We start from the raw sequence: 23884 nt of genomic DNA, 5'->3' as shown, positions 1-23884 counted from the left end.
CGATGGCCCACACCTTCGGGGTCTTATGCACCAGCGCGTTGCTGCTCGCCAGTGTGCTGGCCGGATTCCCCGCATCAGCCGCATCCGCCGCGCCGGCCACGACGGTCCAGTGGTCGGCCTGCCCCGAGGACGCGACCGTGGAATGCGGGAGCCTGCGTCTGCCGGTCGACTACGAGAACCCCGCGGAGGGGACGTTCGATCTCGCGGTGGCCCGCCGCAAGGCGACGGATCCGGTCAAGCGGATCGGGGTCCTACTGATCAACCCCGGCGGACCGGGCGGTTCCGGGGTGGACTACGCACTGCGCACGAACCTGTTCAGCCCCGACATCTATGCCCGCTTCGATGTGGTCGGCTGGGATCCCCGCGGGGTGTCCCGCAGCCGGCCGGTGATGTGCTCCACCGAACTGCTGGACCACCCGGCGTCGATCTTCCCGGTCAACCAGGCCGAGTTCGACGCCCTGGGAGCGTACAACCGCACCCTGCTCGACGACTGCCGCCGGCGCACCGGACCGCTCGCCGAGCACGTCGACACCGCTTCGACGGCCCAGGACATGGACCGGATCCGGCGCGCGCTCGGCGAACAGCAGATCAACTACTTCGCCGCTTCCTACGGCACCTTGATGGGCCAGCAGTACGCGGAACGCTACGGCGACAAGATCCGCACCATGGTGCTGGACAGCAACATGGACCACAGCCTGGGCATCTGGGACTACGCCGGCACCGAGTCTGCCGCCGTGGAGGCCACCTTCACCGAATGGGTGCGCTGGTGCGGCAGAACCCCTTCTTGCGCCTTGTACGGCAGGGACGTCATCCAGCTGTGGCACGACGTGCTGGCCAAGGCTGACCGCGGCGAACTCACTGATCCTGACCATCCCGGCGCGCCCCTGCGAGCGCAGGACGTCATCAACACCGTGTCGTACTCCCTGTACCGACCGGTCGAGTACGCATCGCTGGCCACCTATGTGCGTCGACTGGATGAGCCGCCCAAGAGCGGTTCCGCCCGGCCCCGGACGACGGCCGGCGCGGAGGGGAACAGTGTCTACCAGGCGGCGGTCTGTTCGGACTGGAACTTCCCGATCCGCACCTTCGCCGAGTACCAGGCGCTGGAGGCCAGGGAGCGCGCGCTGGCTCCCCTCATGCGCGGCGGAACAGTCGGCCACACCGACATCACAGCGTGCGTCGGGGTGCACGATCCGGTCAACAACCCTCAGCACCCGCTGAAAATCCGCAACGCGCCGCAGATCCTGATGCTCGACGCGCTCTATGACCCGTCAACGCCGTACGCCTGGACGGTCAACGCCCATCAGCAGGCCAAGGACACCACCACGCTGCTGACCTACGACGGCTGGGGCCATTCCTCCTACGACCGCAGCGGCAGCCCGTGCGTCCGCGCAGCGGTCGACAACTACCTGACGACGGGCAATGCCCCAGCAGCGGACAGTCATTGCGCGGCCGTCGACCCGCCCGGCGCCGCCACGGCAGCAGCGGTCCAACGCGAGAGAGGCGCCGCGCCGCTCCATGCCCGGTGAGCGAAGGCGATCCGGATCCGTGTACGTAGTGCCGGGCAGGTGATGACATGGTGTTCGAAGCCCTCCACGGCACGGCTGGGCACGTCGGCGGGCGCGCGGGATCGGCCACGGACCTCGCCGAAGACCGAGCCCAGCTTCGCTGGGAACAGGTCACCGCGCTGCCTGCGCCGAACCTTGCGGGTCACTCTCGCGCGCCTTCACGGCATGGCTCCAGAGCAAGAACCTCGATCTCGCGCGAGAGGGGTCGCTCGGTCCGTTCGAGTGGAGGATATGTGGGCGACGCCTCAACTGAGCGTTTGAGTTGGCGGGTGAGCGCTGTGGTTGGCGAGGTGAGCACTTGCTGACCAGGACGGCAGGTGCGCCGGTCCAAGCCCTCTCCCGAGGCGATCTCCGAGCTGACGAGCCCGCTCGCCCCGACGACAGCAGACGATGAGGCACACATGGTTCGTCGGCAGGGAAATGCCGCCGTCAGTTCGCCTCCGGCCCGAACCGGCGCCTGTATGCCGACGGTGTGATGCCGGTCTCGCGGCGCATCAGCGTGCGCAGATTGGCAGCGGTGCCAAGCCCGCTGCGTCGCGCGACCACCTCGACCCGGGACTCACCTCGCTCGATCAACCGGCACGCCAGAGCGACCCGTTCCCCCGTCAGCCACGCCAGCGGCGTGGTGCCCAGTTGTGCTTGGAAACGGCGATGCAGCGTCGCCGGACTGACCGCCGCACGCGCCGCAAGACCGGACACGCTGAGTGGCGAATCCAGCCGTTCCTGGGCCCAGGCCAGGACAGGCGCCAAGGACTCGTCCGGCAGATCGGGCATGGGACGCTCCACGAACTGCTTCTGCCCACCGTCCCGGTGCGCCGCGAAGACCAGCCGTCGGCTCACAGAGTTGGCGATCTCCGCGCCGTAGTCGCGACGGACCACATGCAGCCCAAGATCGAGCGCAGCCGCACTGCCTGCTGCGGTGAGAATGTCCCCGTCATCCACGAACAGCACGTCTGCTTCGAACTGGACAGAAGGAAAGCGGGCCCGGAAGGAATCCGCCCATTGCCAGTGCGCGGTGGCCCGGCGCCCGTCGAGGACTCCGGCCTCGGCCAGTGTGAAGGCGCCGCTGCAGAAGCCGACCAGGCGCGCACCGCGGGCGTGTGCCCGGCGGACGGCATCGAGTACGGCGGGACGGCGGGGCACTTCGGTGTCCGGGCGGTTGGGGACGATCACTGTGTCCGCCGCGTCAGCCGCTTCCAGGCCGGCGACTCCCGTGAGCGTGAAGAACCCGTCTCGCATCAGGGTGCTGGGCTCGGGGGAACAGAGCCTGAAGTCGTAGAGATCACGGCCGATCTCCGGTCTGCGCAGACCGAAGACCTCGGTCGCGCAGCCGAGCTCGAAGGGGTTCGAGTTCTCGTCCACGATCACGACGACACGGTGTACGGCCGCCGCGCGAACCGCGTGCGAGGATTCTTTCGTCATGTGCAATTCCTAGCACTCACGGCAGTCCGGCGAAACGGCTCAGGATGGAGCACATGAGCAACGAACCCATCCCCCTCAGCAAGGCTCTGGCTTCCTTCGATGCCCTGTGGAGCCCCCGCATCGTCACGCGCGTCAACGACTACGAGGTCCGCATCGCCAAGGTCCAGGGCGACCACATCTGGCACGCACACGCCGACACCGACGAGTTCTTCCTGGTACTCGACGGCGAGCTGCGCATCTCCCTGCGCGAGCCCGACGGGGAGCGCACGGTCCTGCTCCCGCAGGGAGCGGTCTTCACCGTACCCCGAGGCACAGAGCACAAGCCGTCCGCTCCGTCCGGCGCCTCAATCCTCCTGTTCGAGCCCACCGGGACACTGTCCGTGGGCGATCGCCACGACGAGATCCCAGATCACGTCGATGCAACAACGGGACATGCCCTCAACACCTGAGCCCACAGGCTTCGGACACGCCGCCGCCCATGGCGTCAGCCTGCCGCAGGGGCGGCCTCGCTCGCCGAATCGGGGACAACGCGTCCCTCTGCGGCAGGTCGAGCTCGGTGAGCGTGGTGTCGGGGGCGATGCGCAGGGGGCGCATGATTCCTCCTCCGTCCGGCCGTGGCTTTATGGCGTGTCCGGGGCGAGGGTGGGGGGGTGAGGGTGTGCCAGCGGCGTTCGAAGTCCTCGCCCTGCCCGGCGACGAGCTCAGGGGTGACTGGGCAGGGCTCACTGAGCGTAGGTTCTTCCGGTACTACGCCGCCAAGCGTGAGGTTCTGTTCGCGGATTCCCCGGCGCTGGAGAGCTTCTTCAGCGGCGCCCTTGCCGGTCTTCCCACGGCCGTGCTCCCGATGGCCTCGTGGCGACGATCCTGGAGGCCGTCGCCGTCGGTTTCGCAAGCGGCACGCCTTCGCGCGGCAGCACCAGGGTTTCGTCTCCGGAAACAACGCGCTCCGGGAACGCGAGCTGTCCACGCTCGCATCCTTCTCCACGGCCGTCGCCGACGAGCCGCGCCGTGGTGTGAAGGAACCGGGCGTGAGCCTCGCCCGCCGAGGCAGGAACTCGGTCTTCAAAGTCGCCTTCGACCGCTGGACCGCCTCGTCTGGCCGCATGGATCTGCCCGCCCACGTCAAAGAGACGCCCGTCGTACTCAACGAGCTGACACCCAGCATTGACCGCACGCGCCCGGAATCTGCCCCGGCGTAAACCATGCACAACCCGCACGGATTGCGTCCGGTGCCAGGCGGCCGACCGCGGCGTCCGCCAGGTGGGAGCGCCACAGGATTTGCCGAAGCGGCAACAGCCTTGGCCGCGGTCGTGGTGTGTGCGGCATCCTCGATCCGCGCCGATGTACGACCGTCCGGCGCCGGCCCTGATACCGGCCCATCAACAACCTTGGAGGACTCATGTCGAAGTCGGCCACGCAGTGCACGCATCGTCTGGTCACCTCGCCAGCAGGCCGGCTCCACCTGGTGGAACAGGGTTCGGGACCGCTGGTGTTGCTGGTGCACGGGTTCCCGGAGTCCTGGTATTCCTGGCGCCACCAGTTGCCCGCGCTGGCCGCCGCCGGGTACCGCGCGGTCGCCATCGACGTCCGCGGGTACGGCCGCTCCTCCCGCCCCGACAGTGTGGCCGCGTACCGCATGCTCGACCTGGTGGCGGACAACCTCGCGGTGGTGCACGCCCTGGGCGAGCAGTCCGCGGTGATCGTCGGGCACGACTGGGGCTCGGTCATCGCCGCGAACTCGGCCCTGCTCCAGCCGGACGTCTTCCGGGCGGTGGGGTTGCTCAGCGTGCCCTACGCCCCGCGCGGTGGCCCGCGGCCCAGTGAAGTCTTCGCGCGCCTGGGCGGGGACGAGGAGTTCTACGTCTCCTACTTCCAGGAGCCCGGCCGGGCCGAGGCCGAGATCGAGCCCGATGTGCGCGGCTGGCTCGCGGGGTTCTACGCGGCGATGTCGGGCGACACCATGCCCGCTTCCACCGCCCCGGACCCCCACTTCGTCAGCAAGAGCGGCACACTGCGCGACCGCTTCCCCAAGGACCGACACCCCTCCTGGCTCGGCCAGGGCGAACTCGACGCATACGCCGAGGAGTTCGAGCGGACCGGTCTGATCGGGGCGCTGAACCGCTACCGGAACATGGACCGGGACTGGGAGGACCTCGCCGACTTCGACGGCGCCCCGATCACGCAGCCGTCCCTGTTCGTCGGCGGCAGCCGGGACGCCGCCACCACATGGCTCGCCGACGCCATCGACGCCTACCCCACCACCCTGCCCGGCCTGGTCTCCTCACATCTCCTCGACGGCTGCGGCCACTGGATCCAGCAGGAGCGCCCCGACGACGTCAACCGGCTCCTGAGCGGCTGGCTCGCCTCACTGCCCTCGTGAACACCCCTGCCGCACACGGCTCTTACCCCGCAGCCGCGAAGAGCCAAGCAGCCCGGCACCCGTTCAGCCCCGGCAGGTTCCCGCGCGTCTTCGAGCACCCCGAACGCCCCGAGGGCCGGGCCACCGCTCTCACGGAACGCCTGCTCCGCTCCCCGACCACCTGACGTACGACGGTACAAACACCGGAGGATTCCCCAACGGCCGCAGCCTCACCGACGACGCCGTCAACCTGGGGATCGCCCAGCTGGGCAACGGCGCCATTCCCCTCTACCGCGTGGATAATCCGAAGGACTCCGGAGAGATCAGCGGAAGGTTTTACCCGGGACGAGTTCACCGCTCGCCTGCAACCTCCAGTATCGCGCGCAGACGCGAGAGGCATTCGTCGACGAAGGCGGGATAGGCGGACCAGTAGTACGACACTCCGCTGACTCCGACGGCGATGGCCCACGCCCGGGCACGCAGCCAGGTCTCGTCGTCGAGGCCCATGGCGTTCCAGTACGCCTGTCGGGCCCCAGGGGGAAGGTCCCACAGAGGCGAGTGTTCAGCGTCGGGAAAGCCGACGGAGAGGGCGCCGAAGTCGATGACCGCGTGCAGCTTGCCCTGCCGCACCAGGAGGTTGCTGGGTTTGAGATCCCCATGGAGCCATACCTGGCGACCGGATGGCTCAGGCAAGGCGAGCGCGGCCTGCCACAGGTGTCGCAGGTGCGCGACGTCGAGGTCGAGGCCCTCGATCATGCGGCAGTTGTCGAAGCACTCGCTGATCCACCGGTCACAGGCTTGCAGGCCACCTCCGCGGTACCAGCTGAGCTCACCCTGGCGAGTGGCTCCCATGAGAGGGGCGGAGTGCAGGCTACGCACGATCGCCGCCAGATCAGTCCCGAAGGCGGGCCAATCGGTGACTGATCCAGGGCTGGCTTCGACGCCGTCGATCCAGCGGTACACCGACCAGGCGAGCGGAAACACGGAACCCGGGCTGCCCGCGTACACCGGCTCCGGGATCTGACAGGGGAGGCGTGGCGCCAGCCGCGGCAGCCACGTCTGCTCCTTGCGTACGGCCTTCGCGTTGTCCGGGGTGCGCGGCAACCGCAAGAGCAGCTGGTCGCCGAGCCGGTACATCCTGTTGTCGGTGCCCTCACCGGCCGGTGAGAGGGGAAGGGCGGCCCACTCGGGCCGCTGCTCCCGCAGCAGCGACCGGACGACCGCCTCATCCACACGGATCTCGTTCACATGAAGTGTCACGCGAAGAGCCTTCTGCCCAGGCTTCGACGCCGCCACTCATTTTCAAAGCGGTCGCCGCTCAGCGGGCGATCCGCCATGTCAGGTGGGACCGAGTGGGAGCATCAGCGCGACAGGACACTCGGCGGCAGAGTCCGCAAGCACCGCCCCGCCCCTGGGTGACATCAGCGTGGGGAACTCTGACGTCTCCTGCTGCCCCCAGGGGCCATGGCGAGCGGGCACGCCCGACACTTGAAGCCGACAGCTCGATGGGGGGCAGACCGTGTCGGAGGTCTGCCGGGAAGCCGTGACTCTGACCAATGCCGGCCATATGACAAGACGGTGCGAATCGGTGATCGGTAAGATCGGCAGGACAAGGGGGATGTGATGTTGCAGGTTCTGCACAGCGGGAAAACCGACGAGCTTGAGCTCTCCGGGACACGCCGAGGGCTGTTGGCTCTCGGGCAGCTACTGCGCGGGAAAGCGGGAAACGTCCACCTCTCGGAGAACCGGCACCCCTTTCCCTACGAGAGGGCGCTGTCCGAAATCGCGTTCCGGGAACATCCGGAGCGCAATACCGCTTCGATCGTCACGGAGGGCAGCACCCTCATGATCGAGGGAGGGCGGGAAGCTCTCAACCTCCTGGCCGACAGGATCGAAGGCTTCGCCTCCGAAGCGGATGCCAACCATCATGGTCACGTCGACTTCCCGACATACGACTACATCGCGCCAGAGTCGGATGCGCTGGTCATCGCGTTCACAGGGTGAGGGGACTCTCGGCCGCACGGTGTTCACATGGCCGAACATGAGAGAACGGTCTTGGGGCCTGGTCGGGTTGCGTGCCGCATCAGACACTTGGCCCCCTCCCCGCAGAGTGTGCTCGTGGTGGACATACGTGGGCTGGCGCGAAGCAGTCCATCACGAGCTTTCTGCTGGGACTGCGAACCAGGGGCTGCCGCAACCGGCGGTGTGCTCTGCGCGACGCACTGCGGGAACTGGTCGTCCCAGTCGAGGAAGGCCGTACCTGAGCCATTCGCCAGCTCGTCCTTGGGCCCCGGCGCCCGTAGTTCCCCATGGCACTCGGCTACCACGACAAGAGCACGACGCGCATCGCCAACGAAGCCGGAGCCCGTGGGAGAGCTACGCGCCCGGTGACGACACGCCTCGATTGGCCCCTCAAACTACGCGCCGGGCGAACGAGTGCACCGCTCGGCGGTCTTCACCCCACAGTGGTGACCATGCTGAAACGAGTAGCCGTCCTGTCCGACATCCACGGAGTCCTGCCAGCCCTGGAGGCAGTACTCGCCGAACCCGACGTCAGCACTGCCGATCACATCGTGCTGACCGGCGACATCACCGCCGGTCCGCAACCGGCCCAGGTCCTCGACCTGCTGACCAGCCTCGGCGAGCGCGTCATCTGGATCAGCGGCAACGCCGACCGGGAACTCCTCGAATACCGCCGGGGGCAACGCGACACGATCCCCGATCCGATCGCCCCCTGGGCAGCCGAACAGCTCCGCGAGGACCACCTCGACCTGCTCGGCTCCCTTCCCCGTTCACTTTCCCTGTCCGTGAACGGGCTGGGAAAGGTGCTGTTCTGTCATGCCACCCCTCGCGACGACGAGGAGGTCGTCCTGGTCGACTCCCGCCTCGACCGCTGGAAGGAAGTCTTCAACGGACTCGATGCCGACATCCGCACCGTGGTCTGCGGCCACACCCACATGCCGTTCGTCCGCCTCGCCCACGGCCGACTCGTGATCAACCCCGGCAGCATCGGCATGCCCTACGGACGAACCGGAGCACACTGGGCCCTCCTGGGCCCGGGCGTCGAACTCCGCACCACGCACTTCGACCTCCAAGCCGCAGCCACCCAGCTCAGCCAGGACTCGTCCTACCCCGAAATCACCGAATGGGCCGACTACTTCCTGCACGCCCGCGCGAGCGACACCGACGCCCTCACAGCCTTCGCCCCACGGGAAGGGCGCGACCACAGCCCGTGACACCCTGCTCCCCATCCACCACAGCGGGCAGCCGGACACCGGCTGTACGATCAGAGACGCCTGCCAGGCCCAGGCACGTGAGGCCCGTGAGGCCCGTGAGGCCCCGCTTCCGACAGTGAGACGTTGCGTGACGCAAAGGTGACCTGACGTGGATGCCGGCCATTTGACAGGCCCCGACGCCATGACAGACACGACCACCCCGGACCGGCGGCAGACCGGCCGGGTGCCCATCCGCCACCGCGGCGAGCTCAATGGGCGGACCGGGAACGTCACCGACCCCGCCGACGGTGCAGATCACCGACGGCTTCCCAGTCCGCCCTACGAACTCCTCGGCATCGAAGTCACACGAACCCTCCGGCCGCAGACCTCAATCGGTGACCACGTACGGGGCTAGGACGCCGTCGCCCTGAGCTGCAACGTCACGAACCCGAGGGTTCCCCGGTACCCGCGCAGCCACTCATCCCGATGGGTGCGGGCGATCTCCAACACCTCGGCCGCGTCGGGGTGTTCGGGGTGGTCGAGTGCCCAGCGCGAGAGCGAGCCGGTCCATGACCACTCGTACGCGTCCCACTCCTCCAGCGTGCTGACATGCCCGTACACCGGCGTCCATCCTGCCGCTGATACCCGCTCGACGGTCGTGGCGAGGTCGGTGTACTCGTCCGCCTCGAACCCGGCGGCCAGCGTCTGCGGCCCCGGCTCGCGTTCCCAGAAATCGTCGCCCACCAGCACACTGCCGCCGGGCGCGAGATGGCTGCGCGCTGCTTCCAGGGTCGGCAGCAGCCCGCCGAACGCGTGCGTGGCACCGACGCACAGCACCAAGTCGTACGGGTGTGGCGCCTCGAACGCCGTCGCGTCTCCGGTGTGCAGCGTCAGCCGGTCGCCAAGGGCCGCCGCGTCGGCCGCCGCGCGCCCCTTGGCGAGGGCGGACTCGCTGAGGTCGACGCCGTCCGCCCGCAGGCCGGGGCGCCCGGCCAGCGCACGCACCAGCCAGGCCGCCTCGGCACACCCCAGATCCAGTACCCGCTCCTCCCCCCCGGGGCAGCGCCCGGTCGAGCAACGTACGCACGGAATCGTCGGACAGCGGCGCCGCGATGGGATGGTCGACGTGGGCGAGGGTACTGATCAGGGAGCGTTCCATGCCGAAGCATCCTGCCCGTACGAAGCCGTCCGGGGCACGCGAATTTCCCTCGGCTGCTCCCGGCCCTCGCCTGTCCCGCAGCGCCGACCGGCACCGGCCCGTCACGGTGAAGGTGCGAGAGCATACCGGCAGTGCCGTTCCGGCCGGTCGGGCCGCGAGATGTCCGCGGAGAGGTTCACCAACAGGGCTCCGTCATGAACAGCTCGGCCGCAAGAGGCTGGTGCTGAAGCGGTACGCGCACGTCGGTGATCACTGCGGTGCATGCCTTTCGCGAAGTCGTGGGGCCGTGTGGGGCACCCGGGGGTGGGTCAGGTGGGCTGGGGGCGGCCGAACAGGAGGTCCCAGTAGGCGGGGAGCTGGAGCAGGATGTCCCCCAGGAGGTCGTCGGCGGTGTCGGCAGCGGTGGACAGTACGGCGCTGACGTCCCAGGTCGCGGTCTGCTTGGTGGCGCCCTCGATCCAGGCTGCGGCCGCCCTCGGGTCGCCACCCCGGGGCGGACAGGCGATGGCCGTGGCCGGGTACGACTGGGCGCGCGGGGCGGGCCCGGGGTCAGTCGGCGGGGAGCAGGGTGGGGTCCGCCATGATCCGGCGGACCGTCGTCTGCGCCGCGCCCAGCAGGGGGCCGCGACGGCCCAGTGCCGAGGGGCGCAGTGCCTGCGGGGTCCAGGGCCGCACGGTGACGCGGGCGGCCAGTTCGGCGCGTACGGAGGGCAGGAGCCAGTCGGCGAGTTCGGTGTAGGCGCCGCCGAGGACGAGGCTGTCGGGGTCGATGAGTTCGACGGCGGACGCGAGGGCGAGGCCCAGAGCGCGTCCCGCGTGGTCCAGGGCTCGCAGGGTGGGCGCGTGCCCGGCGCCTGCCCGCTCGGCCAGCAGGGCCACCGGGTCACCGGCCTGGGCGAGGTCGTGCTGGGCGAGGCCGGCCTGCCGCAGCACGGCTGCCTTCCCCGCGAACTGTTCCAGGCAGCCGCGGGCGCCGCAGGCGCAGCCGGGGCCGTCCGGCTGGACGGGGATGTGGCCGAGTTCTCCGGCGAAGCCGCGGGCTCCCCGGAAGAGGCGGCCGTCGATGATGAGGGCGGCGCCGATGCCGGTCTCCGCGGAGACGTGTACGACGGTCTCCGCGGGTTGTCCGGCGTTCCAGTACTCGGCCAGCGCCCCGAGGTTGGCCTCGTTCTCCGGTTCGGGCAGGGTGTCCGGGTCGGGCCAGTGGTCGGCGAGGCGGACGCCGTGCCAGCCGAGGTTGGGTACGCGCTCGACGAGTCCGCCGGGTGCGTTCGGCACCACTCCGGGCACGGCGAGGATACGCCCCTTGACGTACAGGCCCAGGGCGGTGGCCTCGGTCTCGACCTCGGCGGACAGTGCGGCTGCCTCCGCGAGGACCTGCCCGGCCGGGCGGTCCGCGTTTACCTGTTCGACCCTGCGCCACAGGCGCGGCTCGCCCCGCAGGTCCACGACGCACGCGCCGAGGTGGGTGGCGCCGATCTCCAGGCCGAGGCCCGCGGGGCCGTGGTCGTTGAGGGCCAGCGCCCGTCCGGGGCGGCCCACCCGTCCGCTGGCGGTGGCCGGTGCCTCGGTCAGCGCGCCGCGTTCGATGAGTTCGTCGACCAGGGAGGAGACGGCCGGTCTGGTCAGTCCGACGCGTGCGGCGACGTCCGCGCGGGAGAGCGGGCTGTGCGCGCGGACCGTGCCGAGGACGAGTGCGAGGTTCTGCCGCCGCACGTCCTGTTGCGATGCCGGCCCGTTCTCCACGCCCCTGTCCGTCCTGCCCGCCACCGCCACACGTTGCCCCTTCGACCGGTCTCAGGCCGGGGCGCCTTGCAAGGCCCTGGCCCGACGCAGCGTATCCCCGATCCGTTCGAGCGCGTCGTCGTCCTTCTGTACCGCCTCCAGGACCGGCCCTTCGGCCGTCCGCCAGCGGCGTGCCACGGCGTCGGCGGACTCACCGGTGAGCAGCGCGGCGGCCTGGGCGGCCGCGCCGAGCGCGACGAGTTCCTTGGCGCGGGGCACCTGGACCGCCCGGCCGGACAGGCGTAGGACGGTCTGCTGCCAGGCCGGTCCGCGAGCGCCGCCGCCGATCAGCAGCAGCGGTTCCTCACCCGCCGGGTCCGCGCCTGCCGCGCGCAGCACCTCGTCCAGGGCGGCGAGCAGGGCATGGGCGGCGCCGTCGTAGGCGGCCTGGAGCAGTTGTCCCGGGGTGGTGTCGTGGCGCAGCCCGTGGACCAGGCCGGAGGCGGCCGGGAGGTTGGGGGTGCGCTCGCCGTCCAGGTAGGGCAGGACTACGGCGGTGCCGCCGTCCTCGACGTCGTCACGGCCGCGCCCCAGGAGGGCGGCGAAGCGATCGACGGCGAGGGTGCAGTTGAGCGTGCAGGCCAGCGGCAGCCAGCCGCCGAGGGCGTCGGCGAACCCGGCGACGGTGCCGCCCGGGTCGGCGGGCCGGGACCGGCCGACGGCGTACACGGTTCCGGAGGTGCCGAGGCTGAGCACCGGCCGGCCGGGCAGCAGGCCGAGGCCGAGAGCGGCGGCCATGTTGTCGCCCGTGCCGGTGGCGACCGGCACCCCCTGGCGCAGCGGCAGCCCGGCACGGACCGTGCCCGCCCGCGCGCCGGGCGCGAGGACTCGCGGCAGCAGTGCCGGGTCCAGGCCGATGCGGGCGAGGATGTCCTCGTCGTAGCCGTCGCCTCCCCACCAGCCGGTTCCGGAGGCGTCGCCGCGGTCGGTGACCGCCTGGCCGGTCAGCCGCTCCGTCAGGAAGTCGTGGGGCAGCCGGACCGCGGCGGCCCGGTCCGCGGCGGCGGGTTCGTGGGCGCGCAGCCAGGCCCACTTGGCGGCGGTGAAGGCGGCGGTCGGGACGCTCCCGGTGCGGCGGGCGAGCTCCGCGGTGCCGATCGCGGCCCTCAACTCGGCCGCCTGGGGCGCGGATCGGACGTCGTTCCAGAGCAGCGCCGGGCGGACCGGCCGGCCGTCCGCGCCAAGGGTGACCAGGCCGTGCTGCTGAGCCGCGATCGAGACGGCGGCTGTGCGGTCCGCCCAGCCGGTGCGCGCTACGGCCGCACCCAGCGCGTCCCACCACTGCTCGGGGTCGCTCTCGCGGGCGCCGCCCCCGCTGACGGTGTGCGGGGCGCTGCCCTGGCCCACGACGGCGCCCGTGTCGATGTCGACGGCGAGGGCCTTGGTGGACTGCGTCGAACTGTCGATGCCGATCACGACACGTTGTTCAGCCATGCGTTCCTCCGGTGGGGGTTCCTTCTGACGCTTCGGCATACTAATTTGTTGTGCGCCATTACAAACTATCTCGGCACGGATCCGGAGCCGCTCCATGTCCAGCGACCCGCTCGCTCCCCGCCCCGCGCACAAGTTCACCTTCGGCCTGTGGACCGTCGGCTGGCAGGGGCGCGACCCCTTCGGCGACGCGACCCGCGCCGCCCTCGACCCGGTCGAGACCGTCCAGCGACTGGCCGAACTCGGCGCCTACGGCGTCACCTTCCACGACGACGACCTGATCCCCTACGGCACCAGCGAGGCCGGGCGCGAGCAGGCCGTCAAGCGCTTCCGCACCGCGCTGGACACCGCCGGTCTCAAGGTCCCGATGGCGACCACCAACCTCTTCACCCACCCGGTCTTCAAGGACGGCGCCTTCACCGCCAACGACCGCGACGTGCGGCGCTACGCGCTGCGCAAGACGATCCGCAACATCGACCTGGCCGTGGAGCTCGGAGCCTCCGTGTACGTCGCCTGGGGCGGCCGCGAGGGCGCCGAGTCCGGCGCCGCCAAGGACGTGCGCAGCGCGCTCGACCGCCTCAAGGAAGCCTTCGACATCCTGGGCGAGTACGTCGAGCAGCAGGGCTACGACCTGCGCTTCGCCATCGAGCCCAAGCCCAACGAGCCGCGCGGCGACATCCTGCTGCCCACCGTCGGCCACGCCCTGGCCTTCATCAACGCACTGGAGCGGCCCGACCGGGTCGGCGTCAACCCGGAGGTCGGACACGAGCAGATGGCCGGGCTCAACTTCCCGCACGGCATCGCCCAGGCCCTGTGGCACGGCAAGCTGTTCCACATCGACCTCAACGGCCAGTCCGGCATCAAGTACGACCAGGACCTGCGCTTCGGCGCGGGCGACCTCCGCCAGGCGTTCTGGCTGGTCGACCTGCTGGAGTCGGCCGGCTACGACGGCCCGCGGCACTTCGACTTCAAGCCGCCGCGCACCGAGGACTTCGACGGCGTGTGGGCCTCCGCGGCCGGCTGCATGCGCAACTATCTGCTGCTGGCCGAGCGTTCCCGCGCCTTCCGCGCCGACCCCGCGGTCAAGAACGCGCTCGATGCCTCCCGGCTGCCCGAACTCGGCCTCCCCACCGCCCCGGACGGCCTGACCGGGCTGCTCACGGACCGGTCGGCCTTCGAGGAGTTCGACGTCGAGGCCGCCGCCCGCCGCGGCATGGCCTTCGAGCAACTGGACCAGCTGGCCCTCGAACACCTCCTCGGCGCCCGCTGACCGCACCCGCGAGGTGGGACGCACGACCGGCACCTCCCGGATCCGCGCGCCCACCTGCCCCAGCGCCCGCCACCGGGACACCCACAGAACTCCTCCTCCTGCCGACCGCAGCCCGGTCAGCTCATCGATGTGGTGGGCCACGTCGGCCAAGCCGCCAAGCGGGAGACCCTTCACCGCGCCGCATCGTCGGCAGACAAAGTCATGGGAACGCCTTGCCGGGCACCACGTCGCGGCTGAGGACCAGCCCGTGTGCTCAGGCGGGCTGGTGGAGTGCGGTGACCAGTGTGCGCGGGTCGTCGGCGTGGAAGCGGATGGTGTGGGCCTCTTGTGTTGCGCCGAGCGGGCGGGTGAAGGGGAGCGGCCGGTTCAGCTCCAGGGTCACCGAGGTCTGGCTGCCCACGATCAGGTCGAGGACCCCGTCCTCGGAGAGGGTGATCAGGCGGCCCTCGGGGTAGCGCCGGTCGACCCGGACCGAGGCGACCGCGTCCGGCGGTACGGCGAGGTCGAAGAGGGCTCCGTAGCGGATCCGCAGCGAGCCGTCGGGGCTCACGACGTGCGGTCGGGTGACGCAGGCGGCGTGCAGGGCCAGCACGAGGACGACGCCGTAGAGGTCGAATACGAGGATCAGCCGGTGGACTGCCTGCCAGGGGATGAGGTAGGCGAGGCCCACCGTCTCGATCACCATCACGAAGAGCAGCCCGTACATCATCGTGGTCTGGGGCCCGGTGTACGCGGCAGCGAGGTCACCCGGGCCCACGCCGTGCGTGCGGCGCAGGGCCCACCGCCCCAGGGAGGCGAGGGCGCGCAGCTCGTGGAGGATCAGGCGGCGGACCGTCACCGGCACCGCCTCATGTAGGGCAACCCGCCCCGCCGCGCGGCGGTCCGCGCCACGGGCGCGCACGGCAGCGTACAGCGAGCGCAGCACCCAGGCATCCAGCAGCAACACCGCGCCCGCCAGCGCTTCGGCGCCCGCCAGCGCCCACCCGGGCAGCCGGACCCCGACCAGCAGGCAGGCCACCAGGGCCAATTCCCCCGCCAGCACGGCGGCTACCGCTCCCCGTGCCGCGCGTACGCTTGCTGGCCGGTCGCTCATCCCCGGCCCCTTTGCCGGAACGCGTCGATGAGACGGCTGACGACTTGCGCCTGCGCGGGGCTGTACTCGGCGAGCAGCGCCTCCCTGAACCCGCTCACGACAACCCCGCCCTCGGGCAGTGCGGCGAACAGCTCCTCGGGGACCGCTGCCATCAGGTCGGCTGCCAGGGGTGCGATGCGCGGATCGTCGGCGGGGGCTTCGGCGAGGGCGTCGAGACGCTCGTAGAGGTCGGCAACCGCGGGATCGCCGGCCAGCGTCCCGAGCAGCGCGAGCATCTCCTGGCTGCCGGTACGGGTGGCGTCCAGCAGCGTGAGGTACTCGCGGTCCTTGGCCGCGCTCGGCGAGTCCGTCTGGGGAGCTTGTGTCAGCAGCGCGGCGAGGGCGGGTGAGACGGGCCCGGTTGCGCCCGGCGGCTCTGCGAGCAGGGCGCCGAGCCGACGACGGCGCTCCCTGACGTCGGCTTCCTGGCGGGCCAGGTCGGCGTCGAGTTCTTCCAGGATCTCGGTCAGTTCGCGTCCGGCATCCTCGGCGAGGGCGTCGCGCACTTCATCGAGGCTGAGGCCGAGTTCGGTGAGGCGGCGCATCCGGGTGAGCAGGACCGCGTCGCGAACGCTGTAGTTCCGGTAGCCGTTGGGGCGCCGCTCCGGTTCCGGAAGCAGGCCGACATGGTGGTAGTGCCGGATCGCCCGGGTGGTGAGCCCCACGAGCGCGGCGACCTCTCCGATTCGCATGACGCCAGTAGAAACCCTGCCGTTACGTCAAGGTCAAGCGTCGAAAGCGCCGTCGGGCACACGACGATTCACGCGTGTCCGCTCCAGCCTCCCACCCGCCCGACAACAAGGCAGACCTGATGGGCGAGTTGCGGGCCCGCGTTTTGATCGCCCGCAGGCTCGCCTGCGCCGAGGCTGCGACGAAAACCTGGGTCCGCAGCGACGGCACACCCGAGCTGCAATGGGTCATCTACGAAGCCGTCACCGCGGTACGCGGCCGAGCAACTGCGCCGAAGTCAGCCGCTGAGGCATTCCCTGTGGGCCGCCTCGCCCATCCTCGACACGGTCACTACGCACCTCGGCATCACCGCCGAGCACGGACAACCTGATACAGCCATCCTCCCAGTGGTGCATTGCCAGTGTCGCAGAGCATGCGCAAGCCTGGACCGAACATCCACCGTGGCGATCTTTGGAGACAGCGATGCGGACATACACCCGCGGTATGGGCAGATGGGCAGTCCTCGCCCTGGTGTCCCTGGCAGCCCTGACGGTGTCGCCGACAGCACACGCCGAGGAGAAGGTGACCACCAACGGCTTCGAAGGCTACGACATCGACCGATGGGACCGCCTGACGGGCGGTGACGGCATGGCCGCATTCGAGACCAACGCAGGAACTGCCCGATCCGGCCGGGTCAACGGCTGGCTGTCCACCACCCGGGGCTGGGCCCGTGAGGGCACTTGGGCATCCTTCGGGGCGAACATCTGGCCGAGAACGGTGTGCACGGCTGAGATCTACGTCAAGCCCGTCCAAGACCTCCAGTTCGAACTCAGGGTCTGGAACCCCCAGGGCACCAAGCTCGCCAGCAACGCGCCCTGGCTCGTGGCCAACGGCAACTATCAGACGGTGCAGGTCACGTGGATCGCCGAGCAGCAGAACAACGCCTTTGTCGAGGCGATCCTCGGCTCCGACGGCACACCCAGGGCCGTACGCCTTGACGACCTGGTGGTCCGCTGCAACAACTGAGCTCGCCCCCGGTGGCGCAATACGTCCACCGCTGCATCGCCGCTCGGCCGGGGCGAGGGGAAGAGTTCAGCCCTGCCCAAGGAGTGGGCGGTGCTGCAGCCCTCCGGGTTCACGCAGAACTTCACCGGCGCCACGGCCCATACGCGCGGCAGCCGTGAGGCCAGCGCCATTCTGACGGCTTCCGGATACGGTCGTATCGGGTTCGTCGACGCGGCGGACATCGCCGCTGTCGCCGTGCGTAGAGTCACCGGCGAACCGACACCGACACCGACACCGACCGGATACTGACCGAGCCGCAGACGCTGAGCGACGCCGACGCCGCCGCGATCATCACCGAGGTCACCGGACGTCCCGTGGTGCACCGGCGGCTGACCTTCGAGGAACTGCGGGACGGATGGGCGGCCGTGAACCTGGCCGTCCGCGACACAGCGAACGGCGAGTACGTCGCCAAGGGCAGAACCGAGACGACGGGCAACCACGAGGTGCACCGGCTCAAGCAGGAGGCAGTCACGTCGGCGGGCATCAGACCGGGAGCTGGGGCGCGGCACCGCCAGGGGTCTTCACCACATCGGCTGCCCGTCATGAGCACCCCGCTCCCCCGGCCCAAGACGACCGGCTACAGTGCGCGCGACGGCAGCCTGGTTGATCGAGGAGGGAAAACGTGGCCGATACCAGCGAAACCCGTTCCGCCGACAGCGCGGCCCACGGGGCTCAGCGGAGCCGACTGCGCCGCCTGATGCGCTACCTCCCCCTGGTCGCCCCCGTCCTGCTGTGGACCGTGCCCTGCTGGCTGCTGCTGTACGCCGGTCAGCACTGGCCGCTCCCTGTCACGTCGGCCGGTACCACCCTGTTCGTCCTTGGCCTCGTCGGTATGCCGCTCGCGATGGTGCGCGGCCACGGCCGACGGCAGAAGGACGGGGCGGCGATCGTCGGGGACACCCTGCTGGGCACCATCTGGGTCCTGTTCACCTGGTCCGTTCTGCTCGGCGTCCTGCTGCGGCTCGCCCTGACCGTGACCGGCGTCGGCGACGGCCAGGACCGGGCCCGGATCGTCTCCTGGGCCAGTCTCGGCACGGCCGCCGTACTGCTCGTCTGGGGGTACGTCGAGGCTCGCCGGGTCCCCCGGGTACGCCGCCTCGACGTACAACTCCCCCGTCTGGGAGCCGGGTTGGACGGCACACGCGTCGCCCTGATCACCGACACGCACTACGGCCCGCTCGACCGCGCCCGCTGGTCGGCACGGGTCTGCGAGACGGTCAACACCCTGCAGGCCGACCTCGTCTGCCACACCGGAGACATCGCGGACGGCACCGCAGAACGACGGCGCGCCCAGGCCGCGCCACTCGCCACCGTGCGGGCCAGCCGGGCCCGCGTCTACGTCACGGGCAACCACGAGTACTACAGCGAGGCCCAGGGCTGGGTCGACCTGATGGACGAGCTGGGCTGGGAGCCGCTGCGCAACCGCCACCTGCTGCTTGAACGCGGTGGCGACACCCTCGTGGTCGCCGGCGTGGACGACGTCACCGCCCACTCCTCCGGCCTCACCGGCCACCGCGCCCACCTCGCCGGAGCCCTGCACGGCACCGACCCCGACCACCCCGTCCTGCTCCTGGCCCACCAGCCCAAGTTCGTCGACCGGGCGGCGGCCGTCGGCGTCGACCTCCAACTCTCCGGCCACACCCACGGCGGCCAGATCTGGCCCTTCCACCACCTGGTCCGCCTCGACCAGCCCGCCGTCGCCGGCCTCAGCCGCCACGGCACCCGCACCCTCCTCTACACCAGCCGGGGCACCGGCTTCTGGGGACCGCCGTTCCGCGTCTTCGCCCCCAGCGAGATCACCCTGCTCGTACTCCGCTCGCCGCAGAGACTCCCCTCGCCGTAGCGGCAACGCCGGGCGGGTCGGCGGTTGCGCCTGGACTCACTGCCCCTCGACAGCTCCGAGCCACTCACACGACGGAGATCGTGGCGGACCCGCAGACGAGTGAACACGATCCGATGGAGCGGAATTTGCCTGACGATCGCCACCCCGGTTGAGGCCGGCGGACCTACCAACGTCCCAGAGACCGGCCTGCGAACCGGCACGGTCCCAGGAGGTACGCGTCGACGCGGCGGTGAGCCATGTAGGCGTTCTGGCTGCCGCCGATGAACAGGGACGGCTGTGCGATCGGGGCGCCGTAGAAGTCGGCGAGGTCTTCCCAGTCCCGGTCCCTACTCCGGTAGCGGTTCATCCGCGGGGATGCCGAGCAGTCCTGCACCCGTTCGGCCTCGACAAGTTCCGCACGTCTTCGAGCACACCGACCATCCCGAGAACCTGGTTCGCCCGACTCTCAGCTCTCGGGGCCTCCCGCGGGCAGCGGCCCGGGCGGTGACGTAACTCTGGTACACGCCCCCATCACCGGCTACGGCACCGACCCCGAGGGCCGCCTGCTCGCCGGCCCCATGAACGTCTACCAGCCCCACCGCTGGTACGACCTGACCTCCCCCGAACACGCCGCCCGCACCCGGCTCACCGTCCACGCCCCACACGACAGCCTCAGCCACGGCATCCGCACACTCAAGGGAGACGCGGGCGGTCTTTCCTCTCGGGCGTTCAGCCCAGCGAGGTGAGGAGCGTGTTGAGGGCGTCGGCTTCGGCTGCCTTGTCGGGGTGCGGGGCCCGCACTGCCTTGAGTACCTGGTCGATTTCGCCGTCGAGGAAGCCCCATGCCTTCTCGCTCTTGGGCTCAAGAGCGGACTGGTCGTCGTCCCACGCGGTCTCCAGGTCGCTCACGCGGCTGGTCGCGGCCTGCTGATCACCGGAGTTGACCTTCGCCAGGGTGTCGGCCGTGATGGTGCGGAACTTCGCGATCTCGGCCGGAGGGAACGGCGCTGTCGCCTCCTGCGAGCTCAAGTGGCTGCTCACCGGCGCAGGGGTGTCCTCCTCTCCGGCCGCGGCGGCGTGCGGCCGGTGGTGTGCCCAGACGAGAAGCACCACGGCTGCCACCGCTACGGCGGCGTAGTAGGCGAGCATGCCCCGCTCGCGGGCCGGGCTCAGCGTCCGTGGCGTCATCGTCAGGCCCTGGTCCTCGATGACATCGCTCCGGCTGAGCGTGAGGTACACGACCGTGGCGAGGATGGCGGCCAGGAAGACCGCGCTAGTCAGTGCGGTGCCCAGGCCCAGGCCACCGTCTCCGCTGGGCGATCCGAACCAGTCACCGAGGTTGGCACCGAGCGGGCGCGTGAGGATGTAGGCCAGCCAGAAGGAGAGCACGGCGTTGGCACCGAGGCGCCAGCCGACGGTGATCGCGGCGATCAGGCCGAGCGGCAGGAGCACGGAGACGCCCGCGGTCCAGCCGGTCAGCTCCAGGGTCCAGTCCCCGGTGGCCGTGCCGAGCGCGAAGGTGACCAGGACCGCGAGCCAGTAGAACAGTTCCCGGGGCCGGGTGGTGATGCTGTGGACCGACAGGGTCCGCTCGCGCACGTACCAGATGCCGAAGACCACGGCGAGCGCGCCGGCGAAGACGCTGCTGCTCAGGGCGAGGGGCACTCCCTGGCTGTCGGTGAGGATGTCGGTGTAGAGGGTGCCGGTCACACTCACCACGACGACGGTGAGCCAGTACACGAACGGGACATAGCGTTCGGCCCTGAGTTGCCAGGCCAGGACGGCTGCCAGAGCGCCGGTGAAGATCAAAGCGGTGTTGCCCAGGCCGACACCGAGGTTCATGTTGATCCAGTCGGCGAAGCTCTCACCGACCGTGGTGCACAGGATCTTGATGATCCAGAACCAGATCGTGACCTCGGGAACCTTGTTCCACATCTGTCCGGAGGGTGTGCGAACGCCCTCGCCGACTCGCGGCTGGTCTCCTGGAGGGGCCCCTGCCCCTGGAGCCGTGGGACTCTCCGACGTTTCGTAGGTCATGCGGCCCGACGGTGCCATGGGAAACCTGAACGCATCCTGACTGCCTCACCGGGCATGACGGGAGCAACGCCTCTGTCGCCGTACTCGGTGGTGCAGGCGGTCGAGTACGGCGACAGGGCCGGGGCGTCAGGACAGGGACGGTGCCGCGCGGCGGTCGGCGGCACTCAGCCACAGGACCACGGCGGCGATCAGCACGGCGAGGACCAGACTGACCGGCCCGGTGCCCAGCCCGAGGCCGCCGCGCCCGGCGCCGACACCGGCCCAGTCCGCGAAGGAGGCGCCGAGCGGCCGGGTGAGCACGTAGGCCCACCAGAAGCCGAGCACGGGCGGGAGGGCGAACAGCCGGTGAGCCAGCGCGGGCAGGGCGATCAAGGCGGCGAACAGCAGCCCGGAGGCCAGGTATCCCCAGCCCAGGGTCGCGGCGGTGAGGTCGCCGGCGGCCGTGCCGAGGGCGAAGGTGGCCATGACCACGCTCCAGTAGAAGACCTCGCGGCGACCGCCGGCCACCGTCTGCACCGCGAGGGTGCCCTCGGACCGCCGCCAGGCCGCGAAGACCAGGGCCAGGGCCAGGGCGAACACGACAGCGGACACGGTGTAGGGCACGCCGAGGGCGACGTGTGCGACGTCGGCGGCCATGGTCCCGAAGACGCTGACCATGACCACCGCGGACCAGTACACGGCTGGGACGCAGCGGCGTGTGCGCGCCTGCGCTATCAGGGCGGCGACCAGCAGCAGACCGGCCGCGGCGACCGCCGGGACGGGCCCGAGGGCGCGGGCGAGGTAGTCGGAGGTGGTCTCGCCCATGCCGGTGGTGAGGATCTTGACGATCCAGAACACCGCGGTCACCTCGGGGACCTTGCTGACCGCGGGCCGAACGGCCCGGTCATGGGCGCGGCGGTGCGCCCCAGGGGTTGTCGTGACGCCCAAGACGGCGGCACTCCTTTCTGCGTCGCGCGGCCGGGAGGCCGCGCTGCGATATCGGCGATGCGGAGCCGCTTCCTCGAAAGCCGCTCAGAGCAGGGGCACGGTCGGGTCGTGGACAGGGTGGGCGAGGCTGCCGACCTCGACGTCTGCCTCACCCGGGGACCGTGCCGTGTGGGTGCAGGCGGAGAAGTTGCAGTGCGGCCTGCCGTCTCCGAGGTCGGCGACGGGCGCGACGGTTGCGATGGGGGCGAGCGGGGTGGGTTCGGCCTTGCCCAGCACGCAGGTCAGTCGGGAGACGCGTCGCGCTGGGACCCGGCGACCAGCTGCTGGGCGGACACCCCCGCCTGGTCGGCCCGGGGCGAACTGTCCTCTGCTGTAACGGACTTGAGGCTGCCGGGTACGACGAGTGCGTGCAGGCCCTCCTCTTCCAGGAGGGTCCGTGCCGGAGGGTTCTCGGCGCAGAACACGTCGGCCGGTGAGGCTGAGCCCTCCCCGCAGAATCTGAGGGGCCAGCTCCGCCTCGTCGCCCGGGCGCAGCCCCACCGTGAGCCCGGCACGCTTTCCGAATGCCGTGGTCAGGGCCTTGAGGATCCGCTCGCGCCGCCCGCTGCGGACGGTGGTCGACCGACCGGCCAGAGAGCGGGGGCCGCCTGCTGCGGGTGTGCCGTCGGCGCGCTCGTCATCCTGCGAGATGCCACCACCCGCCAGTGCGAGAGGCGATGGGGCCGTTGTCGACGGAGCCAGGAACGGCCGCCCAAGTCGGGGCAAGGTCAACGTCCTTACATCGATCGGGGAGCGGGCAGCGCGCGGTCACGGGCACGTGCCGACGGGAGAAACAGGGAGGAACCGCGCGAGATCGGGCGCCGCACGGTTAGCTGCGGGATACCTTAGCCAGCCAATCGGGCTGCGTCTACACGCCTGTAGACGTTTACCTGTTCCCCGGCCAGGCGGCCCACGCCGCCACACCCCCGTTGCCGCAGCGCCGCAACGCTTGTACGCCTTGATGGCATCCAGGCTTGCGGCCTCACGGCTTCGCGCCCGCTCAGTACCCCGACATCCCCCTCGGGGCCGACTTCACCCCCCTTTGGCCCGCTTCAGCACCTCGTGAAGGTCTTGGACCGCGTCCGCCGTGCACAGCGCGGCAGCCGTGACGTAGGCCGCCGCGACAGTTCCCCGCCATCGGCCACCGGCCGGCCGGGGCGAGAGCAGGGCGGCGACGCGCCGGGGAACGGGCCCCGGCTCCTCTCGGCGCCGCGGGCGGCCGAGCAGCCCCAGGGCCGCGGCCGGCAGACTGCGCCGACCGCCCGAGTGCTTCGCCGCGAGCGCGGCCTTCCCCACGGTCACGGCCACCCGGCGCCGGTCGCCGCTCTCCAGGACGGCGGCCTCGTCCGCCCAGCGCTCCAGCGTGTACGCGACCTGCCCCACCAGCGGGCGCAGCAACGGGTTGACGGCGGCGGCCAGTTGGACGGCCGCCATGAAGAGGTAGTGGTGGCCTCGCAGATGGGCCCGCTCGTGGGCGAGCAGGATCTCCCGCTCGGCGGCGTCGAGGGAATCCAGCATGCCGGTGGAGACCACGATGCGGCCGGGCAGTCCGGGCATGGCGAACGCGTCGGCCGCCCGTTGTTCCACTATGACGAGCGGGTTCTGCCCGGGGAAGCAGGCGGCCTCCAGGAAGGCCGCGCACACCGCCCGCAGCCGCCGGTACGCGAAGCGCGCGCCGGCCACCGCGACGACCGCGAGCAGCAGCGCGGCCACCACGGCGACCGGGACCCGTGCGGGGTCGTCGCGCGCCAGCACCGCCGGTGACAGCTCCGCCAGCCGGGCGACCAGCGGTATGCGGACCAGACCCGCCAGGGCCAGCAGCCCCAGCACCGTCGTGCTGCCGGCGGCGAGCACCACCGCACCCCCCGTCAGCAGCAGGGTGGCCGGCCGCGGCTCCAGGCGATCGGCGAGGCGACGGGCTCCCGGCGCGGCGAACAGCGGGAAGAGCAGGGGGAGATAGACGGCGAGATGCACGGCCTGCCTC

Annotated in this window: 21 protein-coding genes and 3 pseudogenes; 10 read left to right on the top strand and 14 right to left on the bottom strand. The window is 70.7% G+C overall.

The window, feature by feature from the left end; genetic code table 11:
- The first annotated feature begins 2 nt into the window (after nucleotides 1–2).
- Nucleotides 3–1529: an alpha/beta hydrolase gene (locus AB5J87_RS36755; RefSeq protein WP_369383097.1), complete on the top strand. Its 1527-nt coding sequence runs from the start codon at nucleotides 3–5 to the stop codon at nucleotides 1527–1529.
- A 468-nt stretch (nucleotides 1530–1997) separates the two neighbouring features.
- Here AB5J87_RS36755 and AB5J87_RS36750 read toward each other — a convergent pair whose 3' ends face one another.
- Nucleotides 1998–2990: a GlxA family transcriptional regulator gene (locus AB5J87_RS36750; RefSeq protein ID WP_369383096.1), complete on the bottom strand. Its 993-nt coding sequence runs from the start codon at nucleotides 2988–2990 to the stop codon at nucleotides 1998–2000.
- 53 nt (nucleotides 2991–3043) lie between these two features.
- Here AB5J87_RS36750 and AB5J87_RS36745 point away from each other — a divergent pair, with 53 nt between their 5' ends.
- From AB5J87_RS36745 to AB5J87_RS36735, 3 genes are all read left to right on the top strand, one after another.
- The gene (locus AB5J87_RS36745; RefSeq protein WP_369383095.1) at nucleotides 3044–3439 is read left to right on the top strand and encodes a cupin domain-containing protein; all 396 of its coding nucleotides are present in this window, start codon (nucleotides 3044–3046) and stop codon (nucleotides 3437–3439) included.
- Between the two features lie 579 nt (nucleotides 3440–4018).
- The gene (locus AB5J87_RS36740; RefSeq protein WP_369383094.1) at nucleotides 4019–4189 is read left to right on the top strand and encodes a hypothetical protein; all 171 of its coding nucleotides are present in this window, start codon (nucleotides 4019–4021) and stop codon (nucleotides 4187–4189) included.
- Between the two features lie 200 nt (nucleotides 4190–4389).
- Nucleotides 4390–5370, top strand: a complete 981-nt coding sequence (locus AB5J87_RS36735) for an alpha/beta fold hydrolase (RefSeq protein WP_369383093.1) — start codon at nucleotides 4390–4392, stop codon at nucleotides 5368–5370.
- 330 nt (nucleotides 5371–5700) lie between these two features.
- Here AB5J87_RS36735 and AB5J87_RS36730 read toward each other — a convergent pair whose 3' ends face one another.
- On the bottom strand, nucleotides 5701–6609 hold the full coding sequence (locus AB5J87_RS36730; protein ID WP_369383092.1) for an aminoglycoside phosphotransferase family protein: 909 nt from the start codon (nucleotides 6607–6609) through the stop codon (nucleotides 5701–5703).
- 363 nt (nucleotides 6610–6972) lie between these two features.
- Here AB5J87_RS36730 and AB5J87_RS36725 point away from each other — a divergent pair, with 363 nt between their 5' ends.
- Both AB5J87_RS36725 and AB5J87_RS36720 read left to right on the top strand, forming a co-directional pair.
- The gene (locus AB5J87_RS36725; RefSeq protein WP_369383091.1) at nucleotides 6973–7353 is read left to right on the top strand and encodes a hypothetical protein; all 381 of its coding nucleotides are present in this window, start codon (nucleotides 6973–6975) and stop codon (nucleotides 7351–7353) included.
- A gap of 470 nt (nucleotides 7354–7823) precedes the next feature.
- Nucleotides 7824–8585 (top strand): metallophosphoesterase, encoded by a 762-nt coding sequence (locus tag AB5J87_RS36720; protein WP_369383090.1) that lies wholly within the window; start codon nucleotides 7824–7826, stop codon nucleotides 8583–8585.
- Between the two features lie 390 nt (nucleotides 8586–8975).
- On the opposite strand, the pseudogene AB5J87_RS36715 reads toward AB5J87_RS36720, so the two are convergent.
- From AB5J87_RS36715 to xylB, 4 genes and pseudogenes are all read right to left on the bottom strand, one after another.
- Nucleotides 8976–9723 (bottom strand): annotated as a pseudogene (locus AB5J87_RS36715) (cyclopropane-fatty-acyl-phospholipid synthase family protein).
- 308 nt (nucleotides 9724–10031) lie between these two features.
- Nucleotides 10032–10199: pseudogene (locus tag AB5J87_RS36710) on the bottom strand (DUF2267 domain-containing protein); the annotation flags it as partial.
- A gap of 73 nt (nucleotides 10200–10272) precedes the next feature.
- Nucleotides 10273–11469, bottom strand: a complete 1197-nt coding sequence (locus AB5J87_RS36705) for an ROK family protein (RefSeq protein ID WP_369383089.1) — start codon at nucleotides 11467–11469, stop codon at nucleotides 10273–10275.
- A 51-nt stretch (nucleotides 11470–11520) separates the two neighbouring features.
- Nucleotides 11521–12942: a xylulokinase gene (gene xylB / locus AB5J87_RS36700; protein ID WP_369383088.1), complete on the bottom strand. Its 1422-nt coding sequence runs from the start codon at nucleotides 12940–12942 to the stop codon at nucleotides 11521–11523.
- Nucleotides 12943–13036: 94 nt separating this feature from the next.
- Between xylB and xylA the strand changes: the two genes are divergently transcribed.
- Nucleotides 13037–14209 (top strand): xylose isomerase, encoded by a 1173-nt coding sequence (xylA, locus tag AB5J87_RS36695; protein WP_369383087.1) that lies wholly within the window; start codon nucleotides 13037–13039, stop codon nucleotides 14207–14209.
- A 253-nt stretch (nucleotides 14210–14462) separates the two neighbouring features.
- Here the strand turns inward: xylA and AB5J87_RS36690 are convergent, their stop codons facing one another.
- The gene (locus tag AB5J87_RS36690) at nucleotides 14463–15302 is read right to left on the bottom strand and encodes a hypothetical protein (protein WP_369383086.1); all 840 of its coding nucleotides are present in this window, start codon (nucleotides 15300–15302) and stop codon (nucleotides 14463–14465) included.
- Nucleotides 15299–16033, bottom strand: a complete 735-nt coding sequence (locus AB5J87_RS36685) for a MerR family transcriptional regulator (RefSeq protein ID WP_369383085.1) — start codon at nucleotides 16031–16033, stop codon at nucleotides 15299–15301. The genes AB5J87_RS36690 and AB5J87_RS36685 overlap by 4 nt, the downstream gene beginning before the upstream one ends.
- Before the next feature lie 481 nt (nucleotides 16034–16514).
- Here AB5J87_RS36685 and AB5J87_RS36680 point away from each other — a divergent pair, with 481 nt between their 5' ends.
- The 3 genes from AB5J87_RS36680 (at nucleotide 16515) to AB5J87_RS36670 (ending at nucleotide 18918) form a co-directional block, all read left to right on the top strand.
- Nucleotides 16515–17036: a hypothetical protein gene (locus AB5J87_RS36680; RefSeq protein ID WP_369383084.1), complete on the top strand. Its 522-nt coding sequence runs from the start codon at nucleotides 16515–16517 to the stop codon at nucleotides 17034–17036.
- Between the two features lie 90 nt (nucleotides 17037–17126).
- The gene (locus AB5J87_RS36675) at nucleotides 17127–17324 is read left to right on the top strand and encodes a hypothetical protein (RefSeq protein WP_369383083.1); all 198 of its coding nucleotides are present in this window, start codon (nucleotides 17127–17129) and stop codon (nucleotides 17322–17324) included.
- Nucleotides 17325–17697: 373 nt separating this feature from the next.
- Entirely contained in the window at nucleotides 17698–18918 is a 1221-nt protein-coding gene (locus tag AB5J87_RS36670; RefSeq protein WP_369383082.1) for a metallophosphoesterase, read from the top strand.
- Nucleotides 18919–19159: 241 nt separating this feature from the next.
- Here AB5J87_RS36670 and AB5J87_RS36665 read toward each other — a convergent pair.
- The 6 genes and pseudogenes from AB5J87_RS36665 to AB5J87_RS36640 all read right to left on the bottom strand — a co-directional run.
- Nucleotides 19160–19264 (bottom strand): annotated as a pseudogene (locus AB5J87_RS36665) (alpha/beta hydrolase); the annotation flags it as partial.
- A 362-nt stretch (nucleotides 19265–19626) separates the two neighbouring features.
- Nucleotides 19627–20832, bottom strand: coding sequence for a hypothetical protein (locus AB5J87_RS36660; protein ID WP_369383081.1), 1206 nt, complete (start codon nucleotides 20830–20832; stop codon nucleotides 19627–19629).
- Nucleotides 20833–21060: 228 nt separating this feature from the next.
- Nucleotides 21061–21861 carry a hypothetical protein gene (locus AB5J87_RS36655; RefSeq protein WP_369383080.1) on the bottom strand — a complete coding sequence of 267 codons (801 nt, stop codon included), beginning with the start codon at nucleotides 21859–21861 and terminating at the stop codon, nucleotides 21061–21063.
- Nucleotides 21862–21945: 84 nt separating this feature from the next.
- Nucleotides 21946–22137 (bottom strand): hypothetical protein, encoded by a 192-nt coding sequence (locus AB5J87_RS36650; protein ID WP_369383079.1) that lies wholly within the window; start codon nucleotides 22135–22137, stop codon nucleotides 21946–21948.
- Between the two features lie 5 nt (nucleotides 22138–22142).
- On the bottom strand, nucleotides 22143–22325 hold the full coding sequence (locus tag AB5J87_RS36645) for a hypothetical protein (RefSeq protein WP_369383078.1): 183 nt from the start codon (nucleotides 22323–22325) through the stop codon (nucleotides 22143–22145).
- A gap of 607 nt (nucleotides 22326–22932) precedes the next feature.
- Nucleotides 22933–23874 (bottom strand): M56 family metallopeptidase, encoded by a 942-nt coding sequence (locus AB5J87_RS36640; RefSeq protein WP_369383077.1) that lies wholly within the window; start codon nucleotides 23872–23874, stop codon nucleotides 22933–22935.
- Between the last annotated feature and the right edge of the window lie 10 nt (nucleotides 23875–23884).

It is taken from the genome of Streptomyces sp. cg36 (assembly GCF_041080675.1).
Taxonomy (GTDB): domain Bacteria; phylum Actinomycetota; class Actinomycetes; order Streptomycetales; family Streptomycetaceae; genus Streptomyces.
Note: the sequence above shows the minus strand (reverse complement) of the source record. Positions and strands in the feature narration are given on the sequence as shown.